The following is a 20543-nucleotide window of genomic DNA, read 5'->3' as shown; positions in this document are numbered from 1 at the left end:
CCGAATGGAATGGCTTATTCGCGAATGAATTCGCTCCCACGGAATTCATACCCACAGGTTTACTCACGCAACCGATCTCCCATCGCAGGAGAGCCAATATGAGCGCAGTCATCGACGATGCCGGCCACGCCGGTCATGTTCACGGCCCTGCCAAAGGCCTGATGCGTTGGGTGCTGACCACCAATCACAAGGACATCGGCACGCTGTACCTGTGGTTCAGCTTCTGCATGTTCCTGCTCGGCGGCTCGTTCGCCATGGTGATTCGTGCCGAGTTGTTCCAGCCGGGGTTGCAGATCGTCGAGCCGGCATTCTTCAACCAGATGACCACCATGCATGGACTGGTGATGGTCTTCGGCGCGGTGATGCCGGCCTTTGTCGGCCTGGCCAACTGGATGATCCCGTTGATGATCGGGGCGCCGGACATGGCCCTGCCGAGGATGAACAACTTCAGTTTCTGGCTGTTGCCTGCGGCCTTCATTCTGTTGGTTTCGACCCTGTTCAGTCCCGGCGGCGGCCCCAACTTCGGCTGGACCTTCTACGCGCCGCTGTCCACCACCTACGCCCCGGCCAGCGTGACTTTCTTTATCTTCGCCATCCACCTGATGGGTATCAGCTCGATCATGGGCGCGATCAACGTGATTGCCACCATTCTTAATCTGCGCGCACCCGGCATGACGTTGATGAAAATGCCGCTGTTCGTCTGGACCTGGCTGATCACCGCTTTCCTGTTGATCGCAGTGATGCCGGTGCTGGCCGGCTGCGTGACCATGATGCTGATGGACATTCACTTCGGCACCAGCTTTTTCAGTGCCGCAGGTGGCGGTGATCCGGTGCTGTTCCAGCATGTATTCTGGTTCTTCGGGCATCCCGAGGTGTACATCATGATCCTGCCGGCGTTCGGCGCCGTCAGCTCGATCATCCCGGCGTTTTCGCGCAAACCGCTGTTTGGCTACACCTCCATGGTCTACGCCACGGCGAGCATCGCGTTCCTGTCGTTTATCGTCTGGGCCCACCATATGTTCGTGGTTGGCATCCCGCTGGTGGGTGAGTTGTTCTTCATGTACGCGACCATGCTCATCGCCGTGCCCACCGGGGTGAAGGTGTTCAATTGGGTGAGCACCATGTGGCAGGGCTCGCTGACCTTCGAGACGCCGATGCTGTTTGCCGTGGCCTTTGTGATCCTGTTCACCATTGGCGGTTTTTCCGGGCTGATGCTGGCGATAGCTCCGGCTGACTTTCAGTACCAGGACACCTACTTTGTCGTCGCCCATTTCCATTACGTGCTGGTACCGGGGGCGATCTTCGGCATCTTCGCCTCAGCCTACTACTGGCTGCCGAAATGGACCGGCCACATGTACGACGAAACCCTTGGCAAGCTGCACTTCTGGCTGTCGTTCGTCGGCATGAACATGGCTTTCTTCCCCATGCACTTTGTCGGGTTGGCGGGCATGCCGCGGCGGGTGCCGGACTACAACCTGCAGTTCGCCGACTTCAATATGGTCTCGTCCATTGGTGCGTTTACCTTCGGCGCCACGCAGATCTTCTTTCTATTTATTGTGATCAAGACCATTCGCGGCGGCCCGCCCGCCCCGGCCAAGCCCTGGGATGGTGCCGATGGCCTGGAATGGACCATCCCCTCGCCTGCGCCCTATCACACCTTCACCACGCCACCGGAGCTGGAAGAGCAACCGGCGGAGTACAAGCACAGCAGTGAACGGCCATGAACCAATCGCCCGAACTGCGCCGGCTGGTCACGCGCCTGCTGTTGCTGGCAGTGCTCATGTTTGCCTTCGGTTTTGCCCTGGTGCCGCTGTACACCGTGATGTGCAAGGCGTTCGGCATCAACGGCAAAACCGGCGATCAATACCGCAGCACTCAAATGATCGACGACAGCCGCAAGGTCCGGGTGCAGTTCCTGTCTACCAATGCGGCGGACATGGTCTGGGGCTTCTATCCCGAGGCTCAGGAATTGGATGTGCACCCCGGCGCGGTCAACCAGATGCTGTTCGTGGCGCAGAACCCGACCGACAAACCCATGACCGCCCAAGCGGTGCCGAGTATTTCACCGGGCACGGCGGCGGTGTACTTCCACAAGACCGAATGCTTCTGCTTCACCCAGCAGGTATTGCAGCCGGGTGAGCGCATCGAAATGCCGGTGCGTTTCATTGTCGACCGCGCCCTGCCCGACGAGGTGAAGCACCTGACCCTTGCCTACACGCTGTTCGACATCACCGCTCGCCAACCGCCGTCCGCGCCCGTCGCACGAAACGGCGGTTAGCCAGGAGACATGCAAATGGCCACGCATCACGAGCATTACTACGTTCCGGCCCAGAGCAAATGGCCGATCATCGCCACGATTGCCCTGGCCGTGACCATGTTCGGCCTGGGCACCTGGTTCAATGATATGAAGGCCGCCCGGGCCGGTCATGGGCCGTGGATCGTTCTGGTCGGCGGGCTGCTGGTGGCGTACATGATGTTCGGCTGGTTCGGTACGGTGATCCGCGAAAGCCGCGCCGGGCTGTACAGCGCGCAGATGGATCGCACGTTTCGCTGGGGCATGAGCTGGTTCATCTTTTCCGAGGTGATGTTCTTCATCGCCTTCTTTGGCGCGCTGTTTTATGTGCGCACCTGGTCCGGCCCCTGGCTGGGTGGCGAAGGCAGCAAAGGTATCGCCCATATGCTGTGGCCGGATTTCCAGTATGCCTGGCCAATGCTCAACACCCCCGACCCGGCCCGCTACCCGGCGCCCAAGGGCATTATTGATCCGTGGCACCTGCCGTTGATCAACACAATCCTGCTGGTCAGCTCCAGTGTCACCATCACCATCGCCCACCATGCCCTGAAAAAAGGCCATCGCGGCGCCTTGAAGCTATGGCTGGCCATTACCGTGCTGCTGGGCCTGAGCTTCCTGACCTTGCAGGCCGAGGAATATATCCACGCCTATAAAGAACTGGGCCTGACCCTGGGTTCGGGTGTCTACGGCGCGACCTTTTTCATGCTCACCGGCTTTCACGGTGCCCACGTCACCATTGGCTCGATCATTTTATTGGTGATGCTGATACGCATCCTGCGCGGGCATTTCGATGCCGAGCATCAGTTCGGCTTCGAGGCGGCGAGCTGGTATTGGCATTTTGTCGATGTGGTGTGGGTAGGGTTGTTCGTATTTGTGTACGTCCTGTAAAGGAGCCCGGTTGCGAAGTGCCAACTGTGGGAGCGAATTCTGTGGGAGCGAATTCATTCGCGAAGAGGCCGGTTCATTCCATACAGCTTCATCGCCTGAAATACCTCTTTCGCGAATGAATGCGCACACATGGAAATAACACGGCTTACCAAGGCGCATGTGACACCAACTGCCCGCTATAGAACCCCCAGGTAATTAACCCGAGGGTAATGACCGCCAGGCATACGCGTACGGTCAGGGCCTTGAGCAGGCGGGTGGAATGGCCGCCGTCCTTGACCAGGAAGAACAGCCCGCTGAACAGGCTGGCGATGGTGGCGAAGAGCATGATGACGATGACGACTTTGAGCATGGCGAAGCCTGCGGGAGTCAGGACATGCACACAAGTATAGGAGGCCGCTGGCCGACCCTGGTGGTGCTGGCATTGCTGCCGTTACTGATCGGTCTCGGCTGCTGGCAATTGGGCCGGGCCGAAGAGAAGCGGGTGATGCTGGCCCAGTACGCGCAACGCAAGGTCGCGCAGCCGCTAAGCAGCGCCGGGCTTGCGACGCTGGCCGACCCGGCCTGGCGTCGGGTGCGCTTGTCCGGGCACTTCGATGGAGACCATAGCCTGCTGCTGGACAACAGCCAGCGCGACGGCAGGATCGGCGTCGAGCTGCTTCAGCCCTTCGAGGATCAGGCCAGCGGGTTATGGCTGCTGGTCAATCGCGGCTGGCTGCCCTGGCCGGACCGGCGCACCCCGCCGACTTTCGATACCCCGGCGCAGGCGCTGAATCTCGAGGCCTGGGTCTATGTGCTGCCCGGTGCCACCTTCCAGTTGCATGCCGACCCGACGGGCGCGCCCTGGCCGCGTCTGGTCACGGCGGTGGATCCGGCGAAGCTCTGGGCCGAGCTGGGTCGTGAAGGATTTGCCCAACAGTTGCGTCTGGCACCCGGCCCGGCGGCCTATCGCCTTGACTGGCCGGTAGTGGCCATGGGGCCGGAAAAACATCTGGGTTATGCCGTGCAGTGGTTTGCCATGGCGGCGACCCTGACGGTGCTGGCCCTCTACCTGGGATGGCGCACGCGCAAAAATCGCAAGGAGAACGCCCATGGCCGCGACCAGCAACCCGTTCCACGCCTCTGAACCACGCCCGGACCGACGCAAAGGGCGCCTGCAGTTGTTACTGGTGCTGCTGGTGGCGCTGGGACCGATGATCCTGGCCACCAGCATGTACAAGTTCAAATTCTGGGTGCCGGACAACCGCATCTATCACGGCGAACTGATCGGTAATGGTCAGACCCGCACGGACCTCGGCGTGCACAGCGACGAAAAACGCTGGCAGTTGTTGGTCAGCGCCCCCGGACGTTGCGAGGCCGATTGCCAACAGTTGGTGTATCTGGCCCGACAGATTCAGATCGGCCTGGGGCGTGATGCCGGTCGCGCCAGTCATGCCCTGAGCAGTGCGCAACCGTTGGACGCGGCATACGCGGCGAAACTTGAACGTGAATACCCGCAATTGCGGCGCTATCCGCTGGATCTATCGGCCTTGCGCAAGATCGCGCCCGGTCTCGACGCCCCGCAGCTGTGGATCGTCGATCCTCACGGCAATCTGGTACTGCGCTACGGCGCCGGGGTCAATGGCAAGGATTTGCTGAATGACCTGCGGCATCTGCTGAAACTGTCGAATATCGGCTAGGAGGTCAGCATGACCAGGCCCGGATTTCGTCTTGCCCTGCTGGCCACCGTGCTGGCATTTCTGGTGGTGCTGCTGGGCGCCTATACCCGGCTGACTCATGCCGGCCTGGGTTGCCCGGACTGGCCCGGCTGTTACGGCTTTATCAGCGTGCCGCAGACGCCCGCGCAACTGGCCCATGCCGAGCGTCATTACCCGGACACCCCGGTGCAGGCCGACAAAGGCTGGAGCGAGATGACCCATCGCTATTTTGCCGGTGGCCTGACCCTGTCGATCCTGCTGCTGGCGGCACAGGGCTTGCGGCGGCGGCAACTGGCGGGACAGCCGGTGAAACTACCCTGGCTGATCCTCGCCGTGGTGCTGGCCCAGGCGACTTTCGGCATGTGGACGGTGACCCTCAGGCTTTGGCCGCAGATGGTCACCGCGCATTTGCTCGGCGGCATGTTGACCCTGAACCTGTTGTTTCTGCTGACGCTGCGCCTGAGCGGAGCCTGGGCACCTATGCCGCAACTGCCACCACGGCTGCGTCGACTTGCTGCCATAGGGTTGGTGCTGGTGGCGGTGCAGGTCGCTTTGGGTGGCTGGGTCAGCGCCAATTATGCGGCCATGGCCTGTACCGATCTGCCAACTTGCCAGGGGCAATGGTGGCCCGAAGCGGATTTCGGCAACGGCTTCCACCTGACGCAACCCATAGGTCAGCACTACCTGGGCGGCAAACTCGACAGCGAAGCCCGCACGGCGATCCACCTGACCCATCGCCTCGGCGCGGTACTGGTCACGCTGTCCGTGCTGAGCCTGGCCTGGCAGCTGCGGGCCGCCGGGCTCAAGGCTTTGGCCGGGTTGCTGGTTTCGGCTTTGGCCCTGCAAATTGGCCTGGGCCTGAGCAATGTATTGTTTCATTTGCCCCTGGCGGTGGCCGTGGCCCATAACTCGGGTGCAGCGCTGTTGCTGCTGGGGATGACGCTGGTCAATTACCGACTGCGGATAGCCACGCCGCAACCCTGTGGGAGCCGCCTTGGTGGCGATCGCGGTGGCATGAACGACCTGGATCGTCCGGTCTTTCTCCGACCGCAGATTCAACCCTATCGCCACCAAGGCGGCTCCCACGTTTTTGACAGGGGTCATCCGTGAACCTATTGATCGACACTCGCCACCCCCTCTGGCGCGACTACCTGGAACTCACCAAACCCAAGGTCGTCGCGCTGATGCTGATCACTTCGCTGATCGGCATGCTCCTGGCCAGCCACGAGACGCTGCCCTGGACGCTGCTGCTGTTTGGCAACCTGGGTATCGGCCTGTGCTCAGGCGGTGCGGCGGTGGTCAATCATGTGGTGGATCGGCGTATCGATGCGCTGATGTCCCGCACCCACAAACGGCCGGTGGCCGAAGGGCGTATCACGCCTTCTGCGGCTCTGGCCTTTGCCCTGCTGCTGGCCGTGAGCGGGCAAGTCCTGTTGCTGGAGTTCACCAATAGCCTGACGGCCTGGCTGACCCTGGCGTCGCTGTTGGGGTATGCGGTGATCTATACCGGCTTTCTCAAGCGCGCCACGCCGCAGAATATTGTGATCGGCGGCCTGGCCGGAGCCGCCCCGCCGTTGCTGGGCTGGGTGGCGGTCAGTGGCCAGGTCAGCGCTGAACCTCTGTTGCTGGTGTTGATCATCTTTGCCTGGACCCCGCCGCATTTCTGGGCCCTGGCGATTCATCGCAAGGAGGAATATGCCAAGGCCGCCATTCCCATGCTGCCGGTGACCCATGGCGAGGGTTACACCAAGTTGCATATCGTGCTCTACACCGGCATCTTGTTGGCCGCCAGCCTGATGCCCTTTGTGATTCGCATGAGCGGCCTGTTGTATTTGCTGTGCGCCACGGCCCTTGGCCTGCGCTTTCTGTATTGGGCCTGCGTGCTGTACCGTGGCACTCGACCACACGCGGCGATCAATACCTTCAAGTACTCTATTTATTATTTGTTCCTGTTGTTTGCCGCCCTGCTCGCCGACCATTACCTCTCGTTGATGCCATGACCCGAACCCAGAAAACCGTTTTCATCCTTGTCGCCATCGTCACCCTGATCATGGGCCTGACGGTCTACCGGGTGCTGTCCGGCAATAATCAGGGCGCCCAGGTCGGTCTGATCGACGCGGGCATTATCCTGCTGCCCCAGAGCCGCACGGTGCCGGATATGGTCATGACCAACCAGGACGGCCAGGCCGTGTCGCTGAGCGAGTTGAAGGGTAAATGGACGCTACTGTTCTTCGGCTACACCTTCTGCCCAGACATCTGCCCGACCACCCTCGCCCAACTTCGTCAGATTAAAAGCGAGCTGCCCAAGGAAGCGGTCAGCAACCTGCGTGTGGTACTGGTGAGCGTCGATCCAAACCGCGATACGCCGCAGCAGCTCAAGCAATACCTGGGTTACTTCGACAAGGATTTCGTCGGCCTCAGCGCCCCGGTCGCGCAGATCCAGAAGCTGGCCAATGCTGTGAGCATTCCATTCATCCCCGCCGACACCAGCAAGCCCAATTACACCGTCGATCACAGCGGCAACCTGGTGATCCTTGGCCCGGATGGCACGCAGCGCGGCTTTATCCGCGCGCCGATGAGCAATCCGAAACTGGTAGCGCAGCTGCCGAATCTGCTTGGCCGACAGTAGCCACGCCGCTCGGCAAAATTCCCTTACATGTCGCGGCGCTTAGTGGCAACGTACCGTTTTGAGTCTGTCATTCACGAAGGAGCCGTTCATGTCACGTCCTGAACACTCGTCCTTCGCCACCCATTTCGTCCCGGCGCCGGGGTTGAGTAATCCTCATCTGCAAACCCTATGGGGACCGTTGTGGCGCCGCACCATCCATCTGGAGCGCCCGCGCGAGCGCATCTGGCTCAAGGATGGCGACTTTCTCGACCTGGATTGGCATGGCCCGCATCAGGCTGACGCGCCACTGGTACTGGTGCTGCATGGCCTGACCGGCTCGTCGAACTCGCCCTACGTGGTCGGTCTGCAACAAGCCATGGCCGAGCAAGGCTGGGCTTCCGTGGCGCTGAACTGGCGCGGCTGCTCCGGTGAGCCCAATTTGCTGTCACGCAGCTATCACTCGGGGGCCAGCGAAGACCTGGTCGAAGTCATCGCCCATCTGCGTGCCCTGCGGCCCATGGCGCCGCTCTACGCCGTGGGTTATTCGTTGGGGGGTAATGTGCTGCTCAAGCACTTGGGCGAATCCGGGGCCAATAGTGAACTGCTCGGCGCCGTAGCGGTGTCGGTGCCGTTTCGCCTGGATGAGTGTGCTGATCGCATCGGCCAGGGGTTTTCCAGAATCTATCAACGGCACTTCATGCGTGAGATGGTCAATTACATTCGCGACAAGCAACGACGCTTCCAGCATGAAGGGCTGAGCGAAGGACTGGCCGAGCTGTCGGCCCTTGGCTCCCTGGAAAACATGCGCACGTTCTGGGATTTCGACGGCCGGGTCACAGCGCCCCTGCATGGTTTTGCCGATGCCGAGGACTACTATCGCCGTGCTTCCAGTCGTTATTTTCTCGGACAGATTCGCACGCCGACCCTGATCATTCAGTCCACCGACGACCCCTTCGTTTTTATCCACAGCCTGCCCGAAGCCCATGAGCTGTCGCCCTGCACCAAGCTGGAATTGCAGTCCCGGGGTGGTCATGTGGGGTTTGTCGACGGCACGTTGAAAAAGCCGGGGTATTACCTGGAGCGACGCATTCCGTTGTGGCTGACCAGTGCCCATAGCGGCGAATTGAAAAGCTGAGCTGCACAAATCTTCGAGACGTCAGGTTTTTCAGACTTTAAGCTGCCGGGACAAGGAGAACTATCTATGTCCCGCAGTCAGTTTTTTTCTCGCGGTCTTCGCGACAGCGTACCCATGCTGGTCGGTATCGCGCCTTTCGGTATCATTTTCGGCACATTGGCCGGTGTTTCCGGCCTGTCTCTGTGGCAGTCGGTCGGCATGTCGCTGTTCGTCTACGCCGGTTCCGCACAATTTATCGTGATCAGCCTGATGGGCGCCGGGGCCAGTGCCGCGGTGATTCTGGTCACCACTTTTATCGTCAATCTGCGCCATGTGCTGTACAGCGCGACCCTGCAACCCCAGGTCAGCGAGCTGCCGCAGCGCTGGCGCCTGCTGCTGGCATTCTGGCTGACCGATGAAACCTTTGCCGTGGTCCAGCGTTTCTATCTGGTCCATGGCCGCACGCCCCTGGCGCATTGGTATTGGCTCGGCGTGGCGAGTGCCTTATATGCCTGCTGGGTGTTGAGTTCCCTGGTCGGGGTGCTGTTTGGCCAGGCCGTGCCGGATATGGCCGGTTGGGGCCTGGAGTTCGCCATGCTGGCGACTTTTATCGGCATCGTCGTGCCGCTGCTGCGTAACAAACCTCAGATCGCTGCCGCCCTGGCTGCCGCCGCTGTGGCACTGCTGACCTACAGCTGGCCGTACAAACTTGGGCTGATGGCCGCAGCTTTCAGCGGCATTGCCGTGGGCGTGCTGCTTGAGCGCCGCAGAGCCGATGTGGACCAGCGCAGTGAGGTGCACTCATGAGTTACTGGTGGCTGATCCTCGGCATGACTGCCATTACCTTTCTCATGCGCTACAGCCTGTTTGCCTGGCCCGACATCAGCTTCCCGCCCGTGGTCCGTCAGGGACTGCACTATGTGCCGACTGCGGTGCTTACCGCTATCGTCGCCCCCGGCATGCTGCTGCCTGATGGCGAACACTGGCAGGTGAGCTTCGACAACGCTTATTTGCTGGCGGGGATCGTGGCGATCGCCATCGCGGCGTTCAGCCGGAATCTGCTGGCGACCATTGGCGGCGGGTTGCTGGTGTTCTTTGTGTTGCGTTGGGCGTTGGGGCAATGAACCTCATGTGAAATGAGATCTTGTAGGAGCTGCCGAAGGCTGCGAATGCGGCGTGTCGGCCTGTTCGCAGCTTCGGCAGCTCCTACAAATCCGATTGCGGGCGAGTCAGGCAATAAATGTGTTGCCTGTAATACCGCCATCGCCAGCAAGCTGGCTCCCACACATTCATTCCAAATCAGGTCCGGGTTTACTCCCCGGTCGCAACCTCACGGGCCGGATCGGTGATCCACTCGCTCCACGACCCTGCATAGAGCTTGCCCAACGGATAACCGGCCAGGCACATGGCGAACAGGTTGTGGCAGGCGGTGACACCGGAACCGCAATAGGACACCAGTTTTTCCGGCGAGCGCCCCTTCAGCTGTTCTTCGAAACGTTGCCTGAGCTGTTCTGCGGGCAGGAAGCGTCCATCCGGGCCGAGGTTTTCGTTGAAGGCCACGCATTGCGCCCCCGGAATATGCCCGGCCACCGGATCGATCGGCTCGACTTCGCCGCGAAAGCGCGCACCGGCACGGGCGTCGATCAGCGTCATCTCAGGGTTGCCCAGTTTGCTCTGCAGCTTTTCGGCCGTCAGCAGCAGCGACATGTCCGGCTTGCCGGCAAAGCGGCCCTGATAGTTGCTCGGCGGATCAAGGCTCAGAGGCAGGCCCGCCGCATGCCAGGCCTTGAGGCCGCCATCGAGCAGGTAGACGCCGCTGCGCTTGCCCAGCCAGGCCAGGCTCCACCAGGCACGGGCCGCGTACATGCCGGGGCCGTCGTCGTAGAGCACGATTTCGCTGTCAGGGTCGATGCCCCAGTTCTGCAAGCGCTGCACCAGTGCCTGCGGGGCGGGCAGCGGATGACGACCGGTCACGCCTTTGCTGATCGGGCCGCTGAGGTCGCGCTCCAGATCGGCGAAGTGAGCACCGGCAATGTGGCCTCCGGCGTAGCTGCGCTGGCCGTAATCCAGGTCTTCCAGGGCAAAGCGGCAATCGAGAATGACCAACCCCGGTTGCTCCAGACGGTCGGCCAGTTGTTGCGGGCTGATCAGTTGCGCAAGTGACATCTCGAACTCCTGTGGATAAGTCATGGACGGTTACTCCAGCGCCTGTAGCAAGGGCACGTAGAACGCCTCGCACAGCGCATTCACCTCGTCCCGCGCGGTCGCGGTGACGTAGGCGGATTCAAGCATCAGTACCTGATAGACACCGCGACGTATGGCATCTTCGTTCAGATACGCAGGATTTTCTCGAGTGGTGCACAGAAAACGCACCCATGAGGTCAGGATAATCCAGGTATTGAGGGTCAGGGATTCGATCTGCACCTTGTCCATGCCCAGGATCCCCGCCTCGACGAAGCTTGCGTAGATCGCTTTGGCCTGGATCAGGCAGTGCTGGGAAAAGCGTCGGTAGCGTGCCGCCAGCTCAGGGTCGGCATCCAGTAAATGTTCAAGGTCGCGGTGCAGGAAACGGTAGCGCCACATCCCATCAAGGATTTCCAGCAGGTAGTGACGCATGTCTTCAACTTTGGGCAGGCGCCCCTTGGGCGGGTGCAGGAAGCTCTGGACCAGGGTTTCGTATTCGCTGAACAGCTCGGCGATGATCGCCTGCTTGTTGGGGAAGTGGTAGTACAGATTGCCCGGTGAAATTTCCATGTGCGCGGCGATGTGATTGGTACTCACGCTGCGCTCACCGTGCTGGTTGAACAGCGCAAGACTGCTCTGCACGATGCGTTCACGGGTTTTCAGGCGTGGGGCCATGCTAGTGTCCTGTCTCGCAAATAAGCTGTTCAATCTGGACGGCGTCTGATTTCGCCAGGCTGCGTTGCCGCTCCTCCCCATAGCCCTGCTATGACTCGTCGCGGCGCCTTACCTGACAAAACCAGCCACTTGACCAGAATGAACGTATTTGCGAGACAGGACACTGGATCGACATCTATTGGAGTAATGTCGATCTTAACGCAAAGGTAGGCCAAAGGAGCGAGGCTTTCGCGGGCAAGCCTCGCTCCTGCAGATCAGTGAATCTATTCCAGATCAAACCGATCCAGATTCATCACCTTGGTCCAGGCCTTCACAAAGTCGGCCACGAACTTGCCTTCGGCGTCTGCGCTGCCATAGACCTCGGCAATCGCCCGCAACTGGGCATGGGAGCCGAACACCAGATCGACACGGGTGGCGGTCCATTTCGGCGCGCCGGTCTTGCGGTCATGGCCTTCGAAGGTTGTGCGCGAGGCCGGTTTCCACTCGGTGCCCATGTCCAGCAGGTTGATGAAGAAGTCATTGCTCAGCGCTTGCGGGCGTTGGGTGAAAACGCCGTGGGCGCTGTCACCGACATTGGCCTTGAGCACACGCAGGCCGCCAAGCAGCACAGTCATCTCCGGAGCGGTCAGGGTCAGCAGTTGCGCCTTGTCCACCAGCAGGGCTTCGGCGGATACGCTGTACTGGCCCGCCATATAGTTACGGAAGCCGTCGGCAATGGGTTCCAGGTAGCCGAACGACTCGACGTCGGTCTGCTCCTGGCTCGCGTCCATTCGGCCTGGGGTAAACGGCACGCTGACGTTATGCCCGGCGTTCTTCGCTGCCAGTTCCACACCGACGCTGCCGCCGAGCACTATCAGGTCCGCCAGGGAGACTTTCTTGCCGCTGGCATTGAAGGCGCTCTGGATACCTTCCAGGGTGTTCAGCACCACTGCCAGTTGCTCAGGCTGATTGACCGCCCAGTCCTTTTGCGGCGCAAGGCGCAGACGACCGCCGTTGGCGCCGCCGCGCCTGTCCGAACCGCGGAAAGTCGAAGCGGCCGCCCAGGCGGTGGTAACCAGTTGCGCCACGCTCAGGCCCGAAGCGGCAATACTGGCCTTGAGGGCGGCGATATCGCTGTCGTCCACCAACGGGTGATCGACTGCCGGAATCGGATCCTGCCAGAGCAGTTCTTCGGCGGGCATTTCCGGGCCGAGGTAACGGGCCAGCGGGCCCATGTCGCGGTGGGTCAGCTTGAACCAGGCGCGGGCGAAGGCGTCGGTGAGTTGCTCAGGGTTATTCAGGAAGCGCCGGGCAATAGGCTCGTAGATCGGATCAAAGCGCAGGGCCAGGTCCGAGGTCAGCATGGTCGGCGCGTGACGTTTGCTCGGGTCATGGGCATCCGGGATCTTGCCCGCGCCTGCACCGTTTTTCGGTGTCCATTGATGGGCGCCGGCCGGGCTCTTGGTCAGCTCCCAGTCGAAGGCGAACATGTTTTCCAGGTACTCGTTGCTCCAGCGGGTCGGCGTCGAGGTCCAGGTGACTTCCAGGCCGCTGGAAATGGTGTCGCCGCCCTTGCCGGTGCCGAAGCTGTTTTTCCAGCCGAAGCCTTGTTCTTCGAGGCCTGCGGCTTCAGGCTCAGGGCCGACGTGAGTGGCCGGGCCTGCACCGTGAGTCTTGCCGAAGGCGTGGCCACCGGCAATCAGGGCGACGGTTTCTTCATCATTCATGGCCATGCGGCCGAAGGTTTCGCGGATGTCCTTGGCCGACGCGACGGGATCAGGCACGCCTTCCGGGCCTTCCGGGTTCACGTAGATCAGGCCCATCTGTACGGCGGCCAGAGGGTTTTCCAGGGTGCGCTCGCCCTGGTTGGTGCGGCTTTCTTCGTTACCGTGCTTTTCCGGCTCGGCGACCAGAGTGCCTTCGCCCGGTGGCTGGGTCTGCTGACCATAACGGACGTCGCCGCCCAGCCAGGTCTTCTCGTTGCCCCAGTACACGTCTTCCTCCGGTTCCCAGACGTCAGGGCGCCCGCCGGAGAAACCGAAGGTCTTGAAGCCCATGGATTCCAGGGCGACGTTGCCGGTGAGGATGATCAGGTCGGCCCACGAGATCTTGCGACCGTATTTCTGTTTGATCGGCCATATCAGGCGACGGGCCTTGTCCAGGCTGACGTTGTCCGGCCAGCTGTTGAGCGGTGCAAAACGTTGCTGCCCCGCCCCGGCGCCGCCCCGACCATCAGCGGTGCGATAAGTCCCGGCACTGTGCCAGGCCATACGAATGAAGAACGGGCCGTAATGGCCAAAGTCCGCTGGCCACCAGTCCTGGGAGTCAGTCATCAGCGCATGCAGGTCGCGCTTTACCGCTTCAAGATCCAGGCTTTTGAATTCCTTGGCGTAGTCAAAGGCCTTGCCCATTGGGTCGGACAGTGATGAATGCTGGTGCAGGATTTTCAGGTTCAGTTGGTCCGGCCACCAGTCGCGGTTACTGGTACCGCCGCCTGCGGCGTGGTTGAACGGGCATTTGGATTCGGTCATGTCTGCTCCTCTCTAGGTCGTTTCATCCGGCTAATGGTCATAGCGCAAAACCTGTGGGAGCCGCCTTGGTGGCGATCACGCCGGAACTGGCGACAGCGTGGGCCATGTCGATCTGCGTCGCTCATGCCACCGCTATCGTCAGCAAGCCGGCTCCTACAAAAAATCGTGTTTATCCCCTGGGTTTGCCGCGCAACATGCTGCCGAGCACTTCATCCCTTCTGATCCAGCCATGAAAAAGCGCCGCCGCAAGGTGGGCGAGGATGGTCAGGAAAAACAGGTACGCCAGGTAGCGATGGGCCTTGCGCAGAACGGCGAAGGTTTCGGCATTGGCCGCCAGGATCGATGGCAGGCGGATCGAGCTGCTGAGCATCACCGGGTCTCCGGCGGCAGAAATCATCGCCCAGCCAATCAGCGGCATTGCCAGCATCATTGCGTACAGCACGTAGTGGGACAGCTTGGCGGCCAGGGCTTGCCATGCGGGCAGATCTGCAGGCAGCGGTGGCTGAGTGGTCGACAGGCGCACGACGATGCGCACGATCACCAGCAACAGAATGGCGATCCCCAGCGGCTTGTGCAGATGCAGCAGCCATTCATGTCGCTCGGAGACCGAAGCCACCATGCCCGCGCCGATAAATAGCATGGCGATCACCATCACGGCCATCAGCCAGTGCAGCAGGCGCGCCAGTGGCGCGAAATGTGAGGTTGGCTGGTTCATGGCTGTTGCCCCTTGGCGGGTGCCGCCTGCAGTTGATCGACTTCGCTGGTGCGGCGCATATAGGAGGTCGCGTAGGCTGCCGAGCGCGCGGCCAGCAGCGGATCATCCGAGCCTTCTATGCCACCTGGCAGGACCAGCGGATCAAAGTTGATGTCGCGGCAGTCACCACTGAGCTGCGGTGTGGTGCTGTCCACCACCAGGGTGCCGGCGTTCACTGTCTTGCGCTCGGCAGGCCATTGTTTGGTGGCATCGCCGGTAGGATCGCCGGGGTTGGCCAGGGTCAGCACCAGGTCCCAACGTTGCGGGCCGCTGGCCACCTTCTGGGTCAGGTCGCTTTCCAGATAGTCCTTGGCATCAGGCGTTGGTGCAGGGTCTTTGGCCTGCGCTACCAGGCTCCAGCGTACGGCCTGGCGCTGGCCACTGGCATTGACCAGGACGAAGGCGTTGACGCTGTTATAGGTCTCGGTGACGAAGCTGGCGGACGGCTTGGCGGTTTTCACCCAGGCCAGGAACGGCTGGGCTTCCGGGTGCGCGGCAAAGAATGCCGGTGGCTTGGCCGGATCAGGCTTGCCTGTGCTCGGGTCTGGCGCGGTGGCCTTGAGCAGGTCGGTAAACGCCTGGGGGGTGCTGACAGGGAACACCGGCATGCTGTTCATGCCGCTGCGCCATTGTTCGCCATTGGCCTGACGATATTCCACGGCAAAGCTGCGGATCGGCGCGGCGCTGTCCGGCGAGTACGGATTGCCCGTGGGCAAGGCGAAGCGGCCGATGATGGGCGTACGGCCGGTGGCAAAAACCTGGGCTTTTGACAGGGACGCCGCAGCGCCATTGCTTTCGAAGTAACCCGCAACGCATTGGCCTTTCGGGTGATTGCGTCGGTAGCCGGGGAATACGCCGTTGTTGTGCTCGAAGGTGTCGACGATGCGTGCAGGTGTGAGGCGTTCCGGGTCAAGGACGCCGCTGACGTAGGCAAAGGCTGCGACGGCAATGCCGATCACGATGCCGATGCCCGCCAGACGCAGAATGATGGCCGAATTGCTTAGCGGCGGTTTGCGGTGCAAGGGCGGTTCACGGTCACTCATCAGGAAACTCCGGGCCTTCGGCCTCTATAAAAAGTAGGAATAGCATGACGCCGCTCAGGGCGGCTTATTCCGGTATAGAAATATAGTGGCTGACGGCCGGAGTAGCGCTGGTCAGACGCCGCTCGGCTCAACGGTGCCTGAGCGGCAGTTACTGTGCGGGCGAGGAAGGGAGACGGGCTATAACGAATGCGCGCAAATGTCGGGTCTGGCGAATTGCTGGTTATGACTGTTGAGACAATGGAATGAAGGTACAAGGCGCATGGCCCGAATAGCCGATTGCCGCGCCTTGCTGCAGAAGGCTGGCGGCCAGATTCTGATCTGCCAGCAGGAACGTCCATCCATGGTCGCCATCAGCCTCATCGACTTGTGCGGCTGCGGTAAGGAACGCGGATCTGTCCGGCAGGTACGTGGCGAAGCCATCACTCTTCAAGGCGGTGGTGCTGATGCCCAGGCGTGCGCAAATGGCGGCCTTGGCGCGAATGTCCTCGCGGTCTGCCTGGCGCGATTGTTCAATCAGCGCTTGCAGCTCCGTATCGACCAGCAGCCCACCGACAATCAGGTGCGGCCCCTGCTCCCATGATTCGGGTGGGCAGTCCTTGCGTTCAGGTCGCAGGGGGATATGCGGGTTGATTTCCATCGGGTAGATGCGACACACCAGCGGGCGCGACTCGTAAATACCGCAGCGGTTATCGGCATCCAGATTTCGACAGGGACCGGCGTTGTAGGCGGCAAAGGTAATCGCGAGCCAGGCTTGCGCAGTGCCGCTGTTGACCCGCACGGATCGGCGCAGGGCGTGTTCGCGTTGCGTATCGGCAATGCCGAGGCCGCTATCGAGAAAGGCTTCGACCAGTACAATGACCGTGCCGCCATCCCCCGCCCAGCGCCGCGCTTCAGCCAATGTCAGCGGCACATGATGATCGTTACAGCATTTGCCGCAGCCAACGCATGAATAGGTTGTGCTGATCAACTTGTCACCTCTCCGGACTTTTTCTTGGAATGGACCAAGGATGTCGGTTCGGCAGCGTTAAGGTTGTCACATTTAATTTAACTATTCGGGAGGATTTGCGGATAACTCTGCGTTCTCCGTAGTGAAATCGGACCCATTCATAAAACTATTGGATATATTCAAAATAAAAAAACGCCGCATAGAGTGCGGCGTTTTGTTTTTTACATTGAGCATAGTAGCGCCAGAATCAATTAACCGTTTTGACGACCGTAACCCATGGTGGTGTATTCAAGGCTGTGTTTCGCGCCAGTGCTATCAACATAAGTCAACTGGGTTTTAACCAGACCGTCAAATTTTTCAGGGTCCTGGGAGTTGCTAACGCTGGTGACCTTGGCCACGTCCAGGCCTTTATGCTGGTTGTACTGTTGTACCTGAGACAAGGGTTGAGCGCTGGAAGATGTGTCGGCAAGTTCATTGGCCGAGGCAAAAACGCTGAACAACGAGAGTGCGGCAAAGGCTACGGTTTTCATGTGATTCTCCAAAAAATTAGTTTGAGTCTAAAGTGAACCAAGCGTTTGTTCGTTGGCTTCTGGAGCTGATTCTGCGCGGATATTTAATCAAGGGTAAATATTTGCGATCGATAGGTGACATCATCGAGATCGATGTTTGCTTATTTCACTATCGATAGTTTCAACGCGCGCGTTTGACTTCTCTGCGCCAAGGCTCTAAACAGGGGCTGATCCTCTCTATGAGCACCCTGCCATGTCCAGCCCTTCACAACCCGTCAGCGTGCTGGATCATGTGTTCGCCCAGCAGCGTCAGGCCTATGCGGCCAACCCGCTGCCTGCGTTGGGCCAGCGCCTGCAATGGCTCAAGAGCCTCGGCGAGTTGCTGGTCAGGGAGCAGGAGGCGTTGATCGCCGCCATCAGCCAGGACTTCAGCCATCGCAGCGCCGATGAAACCCGTCTGGCCGAGCTGATGCCCAGCTTGCTGGCCATCAAGGATGCGCGTCGGCATCTCAAGCAGTGGATGAAACCTTCGCGCCGTCGCGTTGGCCTGGCTTTTCAGCCGGCGTCAGCCAAGGTCGTGTATCAGCCTTTGGGTGTGGTGGGGATTATCGTGCCGTGGAATTACCCGCTGTTTCTCGCCATCGGCCCGATGATTGGCGCCCTGGCGGCGGGCAACCGGGTGATGCTCAAGCTCAGCGAGGCCACTGCGGCCACCGGTGAGTTGCTCGCGCGCCTGTTCGCCCAGGTATTTCCCGAAGACCTGGTCGCCGTAGTGCTGGGCGAGGCCGAGGTGGGCATGGCGTTCTCCAGTCTGCCTTTCGATCACCTGCTATTTACCGGTTCGACCAGTGTCGGCAGGCATGTCATGCGCGCCGCAGCGCAGAACCTGACCCCGGTCACCCTTGAACTGGGCGGCAAGTCCCCCGCGATTGTCTCCTGCAATGTGCCGCTCAAGGATGCTGCCGAACGCATTGCTTTCGGCAAAACCCTTAATGCCGGGCAGACCTGTGTGGCGCCGGACTACGTACTGGTGCCCCACGATCGGGTCGAGGGTTTCGTCGAGGCCTACACCCAGGCGGTCAGGGCGTTTTATCCGACCCTCGCAGATAATCCGGACTACACCGCCATCATCAATGACCGACAGCTGACCCGGCTCAATAATTATCTGGACGATGCCCGCAGCAAAGGCGCCCGGGTGATATCCCTGTTCGCACAAGGTCAGGGACGTCGGCTGCCATTCAGCCTGTTGCTCAACGTCAGCGACGAGATGAGTGTCATGCAGGATGAAATCTTCGGCCCGCTGCTGCCCATAGTCCCCTACACCGACCTCACTGAGGCATTTGCCTACATCAACAATCGCCCTCGCCCACTGGCGCTGTATTACTTTGGCTACGACAAGGCCGAGCAGAAGCGCGTGCTGGAGCACACTCACTCCGGCGGCGTGTGCCTGAATGACACCTTGCTGCATGTGGCGCAGGATGACTTGCCTTTTGGCGGTGTCGGGCCTTCCGGCATGGGGCATTACCATGGGCGCGAGGGCTTCATGACCTTCAGCAAGGCCAAGGGCGTGTTTATCAAGCAGCGTTTCAATGCCGCCCGGCTGATTTACCCGCCCTATGGCAAGGCGATTCTACGGTGGGTGTATAAGCTGTTTATTCGCTAGACAGGCTTTTTTGGGGGCGAAGTCAGTGGGAGATTCTATGTTTGCTGTAAAGCCGGAGCAGCCCCTTCGCGGATCCGACGGTATGCACGCGCTACCGTGGGAGCGAATTCATTCGCGAAAGCTTTATTCCGGACGCCGCCAATGTGTTGGATGTATTGGCCCCTTCGCGAATGAATTCGCTCCCACAGTAAAATCGCTCCTGTAAACAGTTCTTGGGTGTAGGCCACAGGGCTGATTAAACGTTTGCGCAATGACAGCCACTGCTCTGTTGCGGCGCACTAGACCTTTGCCCGACTTGGCCGACCGGGATTGCTGCGATACCATCCGATTCCCCAACGGACTCCCGATCAGGACGACGCGATGAACCGAGTGTTGTACCCAGGCACCTTCGACCCTATCACCAAGGGCCATGGCGATCTGGTCGAACGCGCCTCGCGCCTGTTCGACCATGTGATCATCGCTGTCGCCGCCAGCCCGAAGAAGAACCCGCTGTTTGCACTGGAACAGCGCGTGGAGCTGGCCCGCGAGGTCACTAAACACCTGCCCAATGTGGAGGTCATGGGGTTTTCCACGTTGCTCGCGCACTTTGCCAAGGAGCAGAACGCTAACGTATTTCTACGTGGCCTGCGGGCGGTTTCCGATTTCGAATATGAATTCCAGCTGGCCAATATGAATCGCCAGTTGGCACCGGACGTCGAAAGTCTGTTCCTCACCCCTTCGGAACGTTATTCGTTCATTTCCTCGACGTTGGTCCGTGAAATCGCGGCTCTTGGCGGCGATATCAGCAAATTCGTGCACCCGGCGGTCGCCGAAGCCCTGACTGAACGCTTCAAGCGATAGCAAGGGCGAGTGCATATGGAGGGCTAATGCGGCACAATTCGCCGCATTGGCTTTTGTATGCCCCGGCGTCGGCCGCGGCTGGAGTGTTTCATGTCCCTGATCATCACTGACGATTGCATTAACTGCGATGTCTGCGAACCCGAGTGCCCGAACGAGGCGATTTCACAAGGCGAAGAGATCTACGTGATCAATCCGAACCTGTGTACCGAGTGCGTGGGTCACTACGACGAACCGCAATGCCAGCAAGTCTGCCCCGTGGACTGCATCCCGTTGGATGAAGCCCATGTCGAGAGCAAAGACGAATTGATGGCCAAATATCTGATTCTGACCAGCAAGGCCTGATCGGCGCCGATCAGCGTTCCAGAGTGCCGCCGGTGTTGTCGCCGTAACCGTCGCCGGAGCAACCCAGGCAGCGCACAAACGCAGCCTTGGCCGGGCCGACTACCAACGCGTTGCCGGTTTCTTTGAGGTTGCCGCCCAGTGCCGCGAACGGCGAGGCGATGATGAACAGGCCGGTGCCGATGATCGTTGCGCCAATCAGCAGCGGACGAGCGATGATCAGGTCGCCAATCATCGCGTAGGTGGGCGGGTTCTGGATGCTGTAGACCGGATCGCCGCTGCCGTGGGCCTCTTTATCAGCCATGGCAGGCATCGCCTGCATGCCCAGAAGCAGCGCCAGCGTGGCAGCAAGAATACGAAACGGGCGCATGGCGTGATCCTTCAGGCTCAACAAAATGGAATGCTGCTCACTATAAACCGGGCGATTGGTTAAGCAAGTGCCGAGGTGTATGGCTTTTGTTACTAATCCACCATTATGGTGAT

The 20543-nt window shown here is 60.4% G+C and carries 22 protein-coding genes and 1 pseudogene; 14 read left to right on the top strand and 9 right to left on the bottom strand.

Going from position 1 to position 20543, the window contains the following annotated elements; all coding sequences use genetic code 11:
• The first annotated feature begins 98 nt into the window (after positions 1-98).
• Genes ctaD through ACCD02_RS01415 form a run of 3 tightly spaced genes read left to right on the top strand, consistent with a single transcriptional unit; the run spans position 99 to position 3181 of the window.
• Positions 99-1724, top strand: coding sequence for a cytochrome c oxidase subunit I (gene ctaD / locus ACCD02_RS01425; protein ID WP_413298155.1), 1626 nt, complete (start codon positions 99-101; stop codon positions 1722-1724).
• Positions 1721-2278, top strand: a complete 558-nt coding sequence (locus ACCD02_RS01420) for a cytochrome c oxidase assembly protein (RefSeq protein WP_413298154.1) — start codon at positions 1721-1723, stop codon at positions 2276-2278. Before ctaD ends, ACCD02_RS01420 begins: the two co-directional genes overlap by 4 nt.
• Before the next feature lie 15 nt (positions 2279-2293).
• Positions 2294-3181, top strand: coding sequence for a cytochrome c oxidase subunit 3 (locus tag ACCD02_RS01415; protein ID WP_413298153.1), 888 nt, complete (start codon positions 2294-2296; stop codon positions 3179-3181).
• Positions 3182-3326: 145 nt separating this feature from the next.
• Here the strand turns inward: ACCD02_RS01415 and ACCD02_RS01410 are convergent, their stop codons facing one another.
• Complete coding sequence (locus ACCD02_RS01410) at positions 3327-3530, bottom strand: twin transmembrane helix small protein (RefSeq protein ID WP_413298152.1); 204 nt, start codon at positions 3528-3530, stop codon at positions 3327-3329.
• 24 nt (positions 3531-3554) lie between these two features.
• Between ACCD02_RS01410 and ACCD02_RS01405 the strand changes: the two genes are divergently transcribed.
• From ACCD02_RS01405 to ACCD02_RS01370, 8 genes and pseudogenes are all read left to right on the top strand, one after another.
• Positions 3555-4304, top strand: coding sequence for an SURF1 family protein (locus tag ACCD02_RS01405; RefSeq protein ID WP_413298151.1), 750 nt, complete (start codon positions 3555-3557; stop codon positions 4302-4304).
• Positions 4270-4857 carry a hypothetical protein gene (locus ACCD02_RS01400; protein WP_413298150.1) on the top strand — a complete coding sequence of 196 codons (588 nt, stop codon included), beginning with the start codon at positions 4270-4272 and terminating at the stop codon, positions 4855-4857. Before ACCD02_RS01405 ends, ACCD02_RS01400 begins: the two co-directional genes overlap by 35 nt.
• A 9-nt stretch (positions 4858-4866) precedes the next feature.
• The gene (locus tag ACCD02_RS01395) at positions 4867-5985 is read left to right on the top strand and encodes a COX15/CtaA family protein (RefSeq protein ID WP_413298149.1); all 1119 of its coding nucleotides are present in this window, start codon (positions 4867-4869) and stop codon (positions 5983-5985) included.
• Positions 5978-6875 (top strand): annotated as a pseudogene (cyoE, locus tag ACCD02_RS01390) (heme o synthase). Before ACCD02_RS01395 ends, cyoE begins: the two are co-directional and overlap by 8 nt.
• A complete protein-coding gene (locus tag ACCD02_RS01385; RefSeq protein WP_413298148.1) occupies positions 6872-7504 on the top strand; it encodes an SCO family protein in 633 nt (210 codons plus the stop codon). The pseudogene cyoE and the gene ACCD02_RS01385 overlap by 4 nt, the downstream one beginning before the upstream one ends.
• 88 nt (positions 7505-7592) lie before the next feature.
• The gene (locus tag ACCD02_RS01380; protein WP_413298147.1) at positions 7593-8618 is read left to right on the top strand and encodes a hydrolase; all 1026 of its coding nucleotides are present in this window, start codon (positions 7593-7595) and stop codon (positions 8616-8618) included.
• A 66-nt stretch (positions 8619-8684) separates the two neighbouring features.
• A complete protein-coding gene (locus tag ACCD02_RS01375) occupies positions 8685-9404 on the top strand; it encodes an AzlC family ABC transporter permease (protein WP_413298146.1) in 720 nt (239 codons plus the stop codon).
• On the top strand, positions 9401-9721 hold the full coding sequence (locus ACCD02_RS01370; RefSeq protein WP_413298145.1) for an AzlD domain-containing protein: 321 nt from the start codon (positions 9401-9403) through the stop codon (positions 9719-9721). Before ACCD02_RS01375 ends, ACCD02_RS01370 begins: the two co-directional genes overlap by 4 nt.
• 187 nt (positions 9722-9908) lie before the next feature.
• On the opposite strand, the gene ACCD02_RS01365 is transcribed toward ACCD02_RS01370, so the two are convergent.
• From ACCD02_RS01365 to ACCD02_RS01335, 7 genes are all read right to left on the bottom strand, one after another.
• Positions 9909-10763 carry a sulfurtransferase gene (locus tag ACCD02_RS01365; protein WP_413298319.1) on the bottom strand — a complete coding sequence of 285 codons (855 nt, stop codon included), beginning with the start codon at positions 10761-10763 and terminating at the stop codon, positions 9909-9911.
• Between the two features lie 30 nt (positions 10764-10793).
• Complete coding sequence (locus ACCD02_RS01360) at positions 10794-11456, bottom strand: TetR/AcrR family transcriptional regulator (RefSeq protein WP_413298144.1); 663 nt, start codon at positions 11454-11456, stop codon at positions 10794-10796.
• A 263-nt stretch (positions 11457-11719) separates the two neighbouring features.
• On the bottom strand, positions 11720-13966 hold the full coding sequence (gene katG / locus ACCD02_RS01355) for a catalase/peroxidase HPI (RefSeq protein ID WP_413298143.1): 2247 nt from the start codon (positions 13964-13966) through the stop codon (positions 11720-11722).
• A gap of 169 nt (positions 13967-14135) precedes the next feature.
• Positions 14136-14681 carry a cytochrome b gene (locus tag ACCD02_RS01350; protein WP_413298142.1) on the bottom strand — a complete coding sequence of 182 codons (546 nt, stop codon included), beginning with the start codon at positions 14679-14681 and terminating at the stop codon, positions 14136-14138.
• Positions 14678-15763, bottom strand: coding sequence for a catalase family peroxidase (locus tag ACCD02_RS01345; RefSeq protein WP_413298141.1), 1086 nt, complete (start codon positions 15761-15763; stop codon positions 14678-14680). Before ACCD02_RS01345 ends, ACCD02_RS01350 begins: the two co-directional genes overlap by 4 nt.
• A 220-nt stretch (positions 15764-15983) precedes the next feature.
• Positions 15984-16727 (bottom strand): YkgJ family cysteine cluster protein, encoded by a 744-nt coding sequence (locus ACCD02_RS01340; RefSeq protein ID WP_413298318.1) that lies wholly within the window; start codon positions 16725-16727, stop codon positions 15984-15986.
• 233 nt (positions 16728-16960) lie between these two features.
• Positions 16961-17239: a DUF2790 domain-containing protein gene (locus tag ACCD02_RS01335; protein ID WP_413298140.1), complete on the bottom strand. Its 279-nt coding sequence runs from the start codon at positions 17237-17239 to the stop codon at positions 16961-16963.
• A gap of 232 nt (positions 17240-17471) precedes the next feature.
• Here ACCD02_RS01335 and ACCD02_RS01330 point away from each other — a divergent pair, with 232 nt between their 5' ends.
• The 3 genes from ACCD02_RS01330 (at position 17472) to ACCD02_RS01320 (ending at position 20063) form a co-directional block, all read left to right on the top strand.
• Positions 17472-18881, top strand: a complete 1410-nt coding sequence (locus tag ACCD02_RS01330; protein ID WP_413298138.1) for a coniferyl aldehyde dehydrogenase — start codon at positions 17472-17474, stop codon at positions 18879-18881.
• A 360-nt stretch (positions 18882-19241) separates the two neighbouring features.
• On the top strand, positions 19242-19721 hold the full coding sequence (gene coaD / locus ACCD02_RS01325) for a pantetheine-phosphate adenylyltransferase (protein WP_259101130.1): 480 nt from the start codon (positions 19242-19244) through the stop codon (positions 19719-19721).
• 90 nt (positions 19722-19811) lie between these two features.
• A complete protein-coding gene (locus ACCD02_RS01320; protein WP_413298137.1) occupies positions 19812-20063 on the top strand; it encodes a YfhL family 4Fe-4S dicluster ferredoxin in 252 nt (83 codons plus the stop codon).
• Positions 20064-20073: 10 nt separating this feature from the next.
• On the opposite strand, the gene ACCD02_RS01315 is transcribed toward ACCD02_RS01320, so the two are convergent.
• Positions 20074-20430 (bottom strand): multidrug transporter, encoded by a 357-nt coding sequence (locus ACCD02_RS01315; protein ID WP_413298136.1) that lies wholly within the window; start codon positions 20428-20430, stop codon positions 20074-20076.
• Between the last annotated feature and the right edge of the window lie 113 nt (positions 20431-20543).

The sequence above is a fragment of the Pseudomonas sp. Pseusp88 genome (assembly GCF_047303955.1).
Classification (GTDB): Bacteria; Pseudomonadota; Gammaproteobacteria; order Pseudomonadales; family Pseudomonadaceae; genus Aquipseudomonas.
Note: the sequence above shows the minus strand (reverse complement) of the source record. Positions and strands in the feature narration are given on the sequence as shown.

What these genes read in the sequence shown, in the direction of transcription:
- ctaD (WP_413298155.1), top strand. Translation starts at nt 99, where the DNA reads ATGAGCGCAGTCATCGACGATGCCGGCCACGCCGGTCATGTTCACGGC.
- ACCD02_RS01420 (WP_413298154.1), top strand. Translation starts at nt 1,721, where the DNA reads ATGAACCAATCGCCCGAACTGCGCCGGCTGGTCACGCGCCTGCTGTTG.
- ACCD02_RS01415 (WP_413298153.1), top strand. Translation starts at nt 2,294, where the DNA reads ATGGCCACGCATCACGAGCATTACTACGTTCCGGCCCAGAGCAAATGG.
- ACCD02_RS01410 (WP_413298152.1), bottom strand. Translation starts at nt 3,530, where the DNA reads ATGCTCAAAGTCGTCATCGTCATCATGCTCTTCGCCACCATCGCCAGC.
- ACCD02_RS01405 (WP_413298151.1), top strand. Translation starts at nt 3,555, where the DNA reads ATGCACACAAGTATAGGAGGCCGCTGGCCGACCCTGGTGGTGCTGGCA.
- ACCD02_RS01400 (WP_413298150.1), top strand. Translation starts at nt 4,270, where the DNA reads ATGGCCGCGACCAGCAACCCGTTCCACGCCTCTGAACCACGCCCGGAC.
- ACCD02_RS01395 (WP_413298149.1), top strand. Translation starts at nt 4,867, where the DNA reads ATGACCAGGCCCGGATTTCGTCTTGCCCTGCTGGCCACCGTGCTGGCA.
- ACCD02_RS01385 (WP_413298148.1), top strand. Translation starts at nt 6,872, where the DNA reads ATGACCCGAACCCAGAAAACCGTTTTCATCCTTGTCGCCATCGTCACC.
- ACCD02_RS01380 (WP_413298147.1), top strand. Translation starts at nt 7,593, where the DNA reads ATGTCACGTCCTGAACACTCGTCCTTCGCCACCCATTTCGTCCCGGCG.
- ACCD02_RS01375 (WP_413298146.1), top strand. Translation starts at nt 8,685, where the DNA reads ATGTCCCGCAGTCAGTTTTTTTCTCGCGGTCTTCGCGACAGCGTACCC.
- ACCD02_RS01370 (WP_413298145.1), top strand. Translation starts at nt 9,401, where the DNA reads ATGAGTTACTGGTGGCTGATCCTCGGCATGACTGCCATTACCTTTCTC.
- ACCD02_RS01365 (WP_413298319.1), bottom strand. Translation starts at nt 10,763, where the DNA reads ATGTCACTTGCGCAACTGATCAGCCCGCAACAACTGGCCGACCGTCTG.
- ACCD02_RS01360 (WP_413298144.1), bottom strand. Translation starts at nt 11,456, where the DNA reads ATGGCCCCACGCCTGAAAACCCGTGAACGCATCGTGCAGAGCAGTCTT.
- katG (WP_413298143.1), bottom strand. Translation starts at nt 13,966, where the DNA reads ATGACCGAATCCAAATGCCCGTTCAACCACGCCGCAGGCGGCGGTACC.
- ACCD02_RS01350 (WP_413298142.1), bottom strand. Translation starts at nt 14,681, where the DNA reads ATGAACCAGCCAACCTCACATTTCGCGCCACTGGCGCGCCTGCTGCAC.
- ACCD02_RS01345 (WP_413298141.1), bottom strand. Translation starts at nt 15,763, where the DNA reads ATGAGTGACCGTGAACCGCCCTTGCACCGCAAACCGCCGCTAAGCAAT.
- ACCD02_RS01335 (WP_413298140.1), bottom strand. Translation starts at nt 17,239, where the DNA reads ATGAAAACCGTAGCCTTTGCCGCACTCTCGTTGTTCAGCGTTTTTGCC.
- ACCD02_RS01330 (WP_413298138.1), top strand. Translation starts at nt 17,472, where the DNA reads ATGTCCAGCCCTTCACAACCCGTCAGCGTGCTGGATCATGTGTTCGCC.
- coaD (WP_259101130.1), top strand. Translation starts at nt 19,242, where the DNA reads ATGAACCGAGTGTTGTACCCAGGCACCTTCGACCCTATCACCAAGGGC.
- ACCD02_RS01320 (WP_413298137.1), top strand. Translation starts at nt 19,812, where the DNA reads ATGTCCCTGATCATCACTGACGATTGCATTAACTGCGATGTCTGCGAA.
- ACCD02_RS01315 (WP_413298136.1), bottom strand. Translation starts at nt 20,430, where the DNA reads ATGCGCCCGTTTCGTATTCTTGCTGCCACGCTGGCGCTGCTTCTGGGC.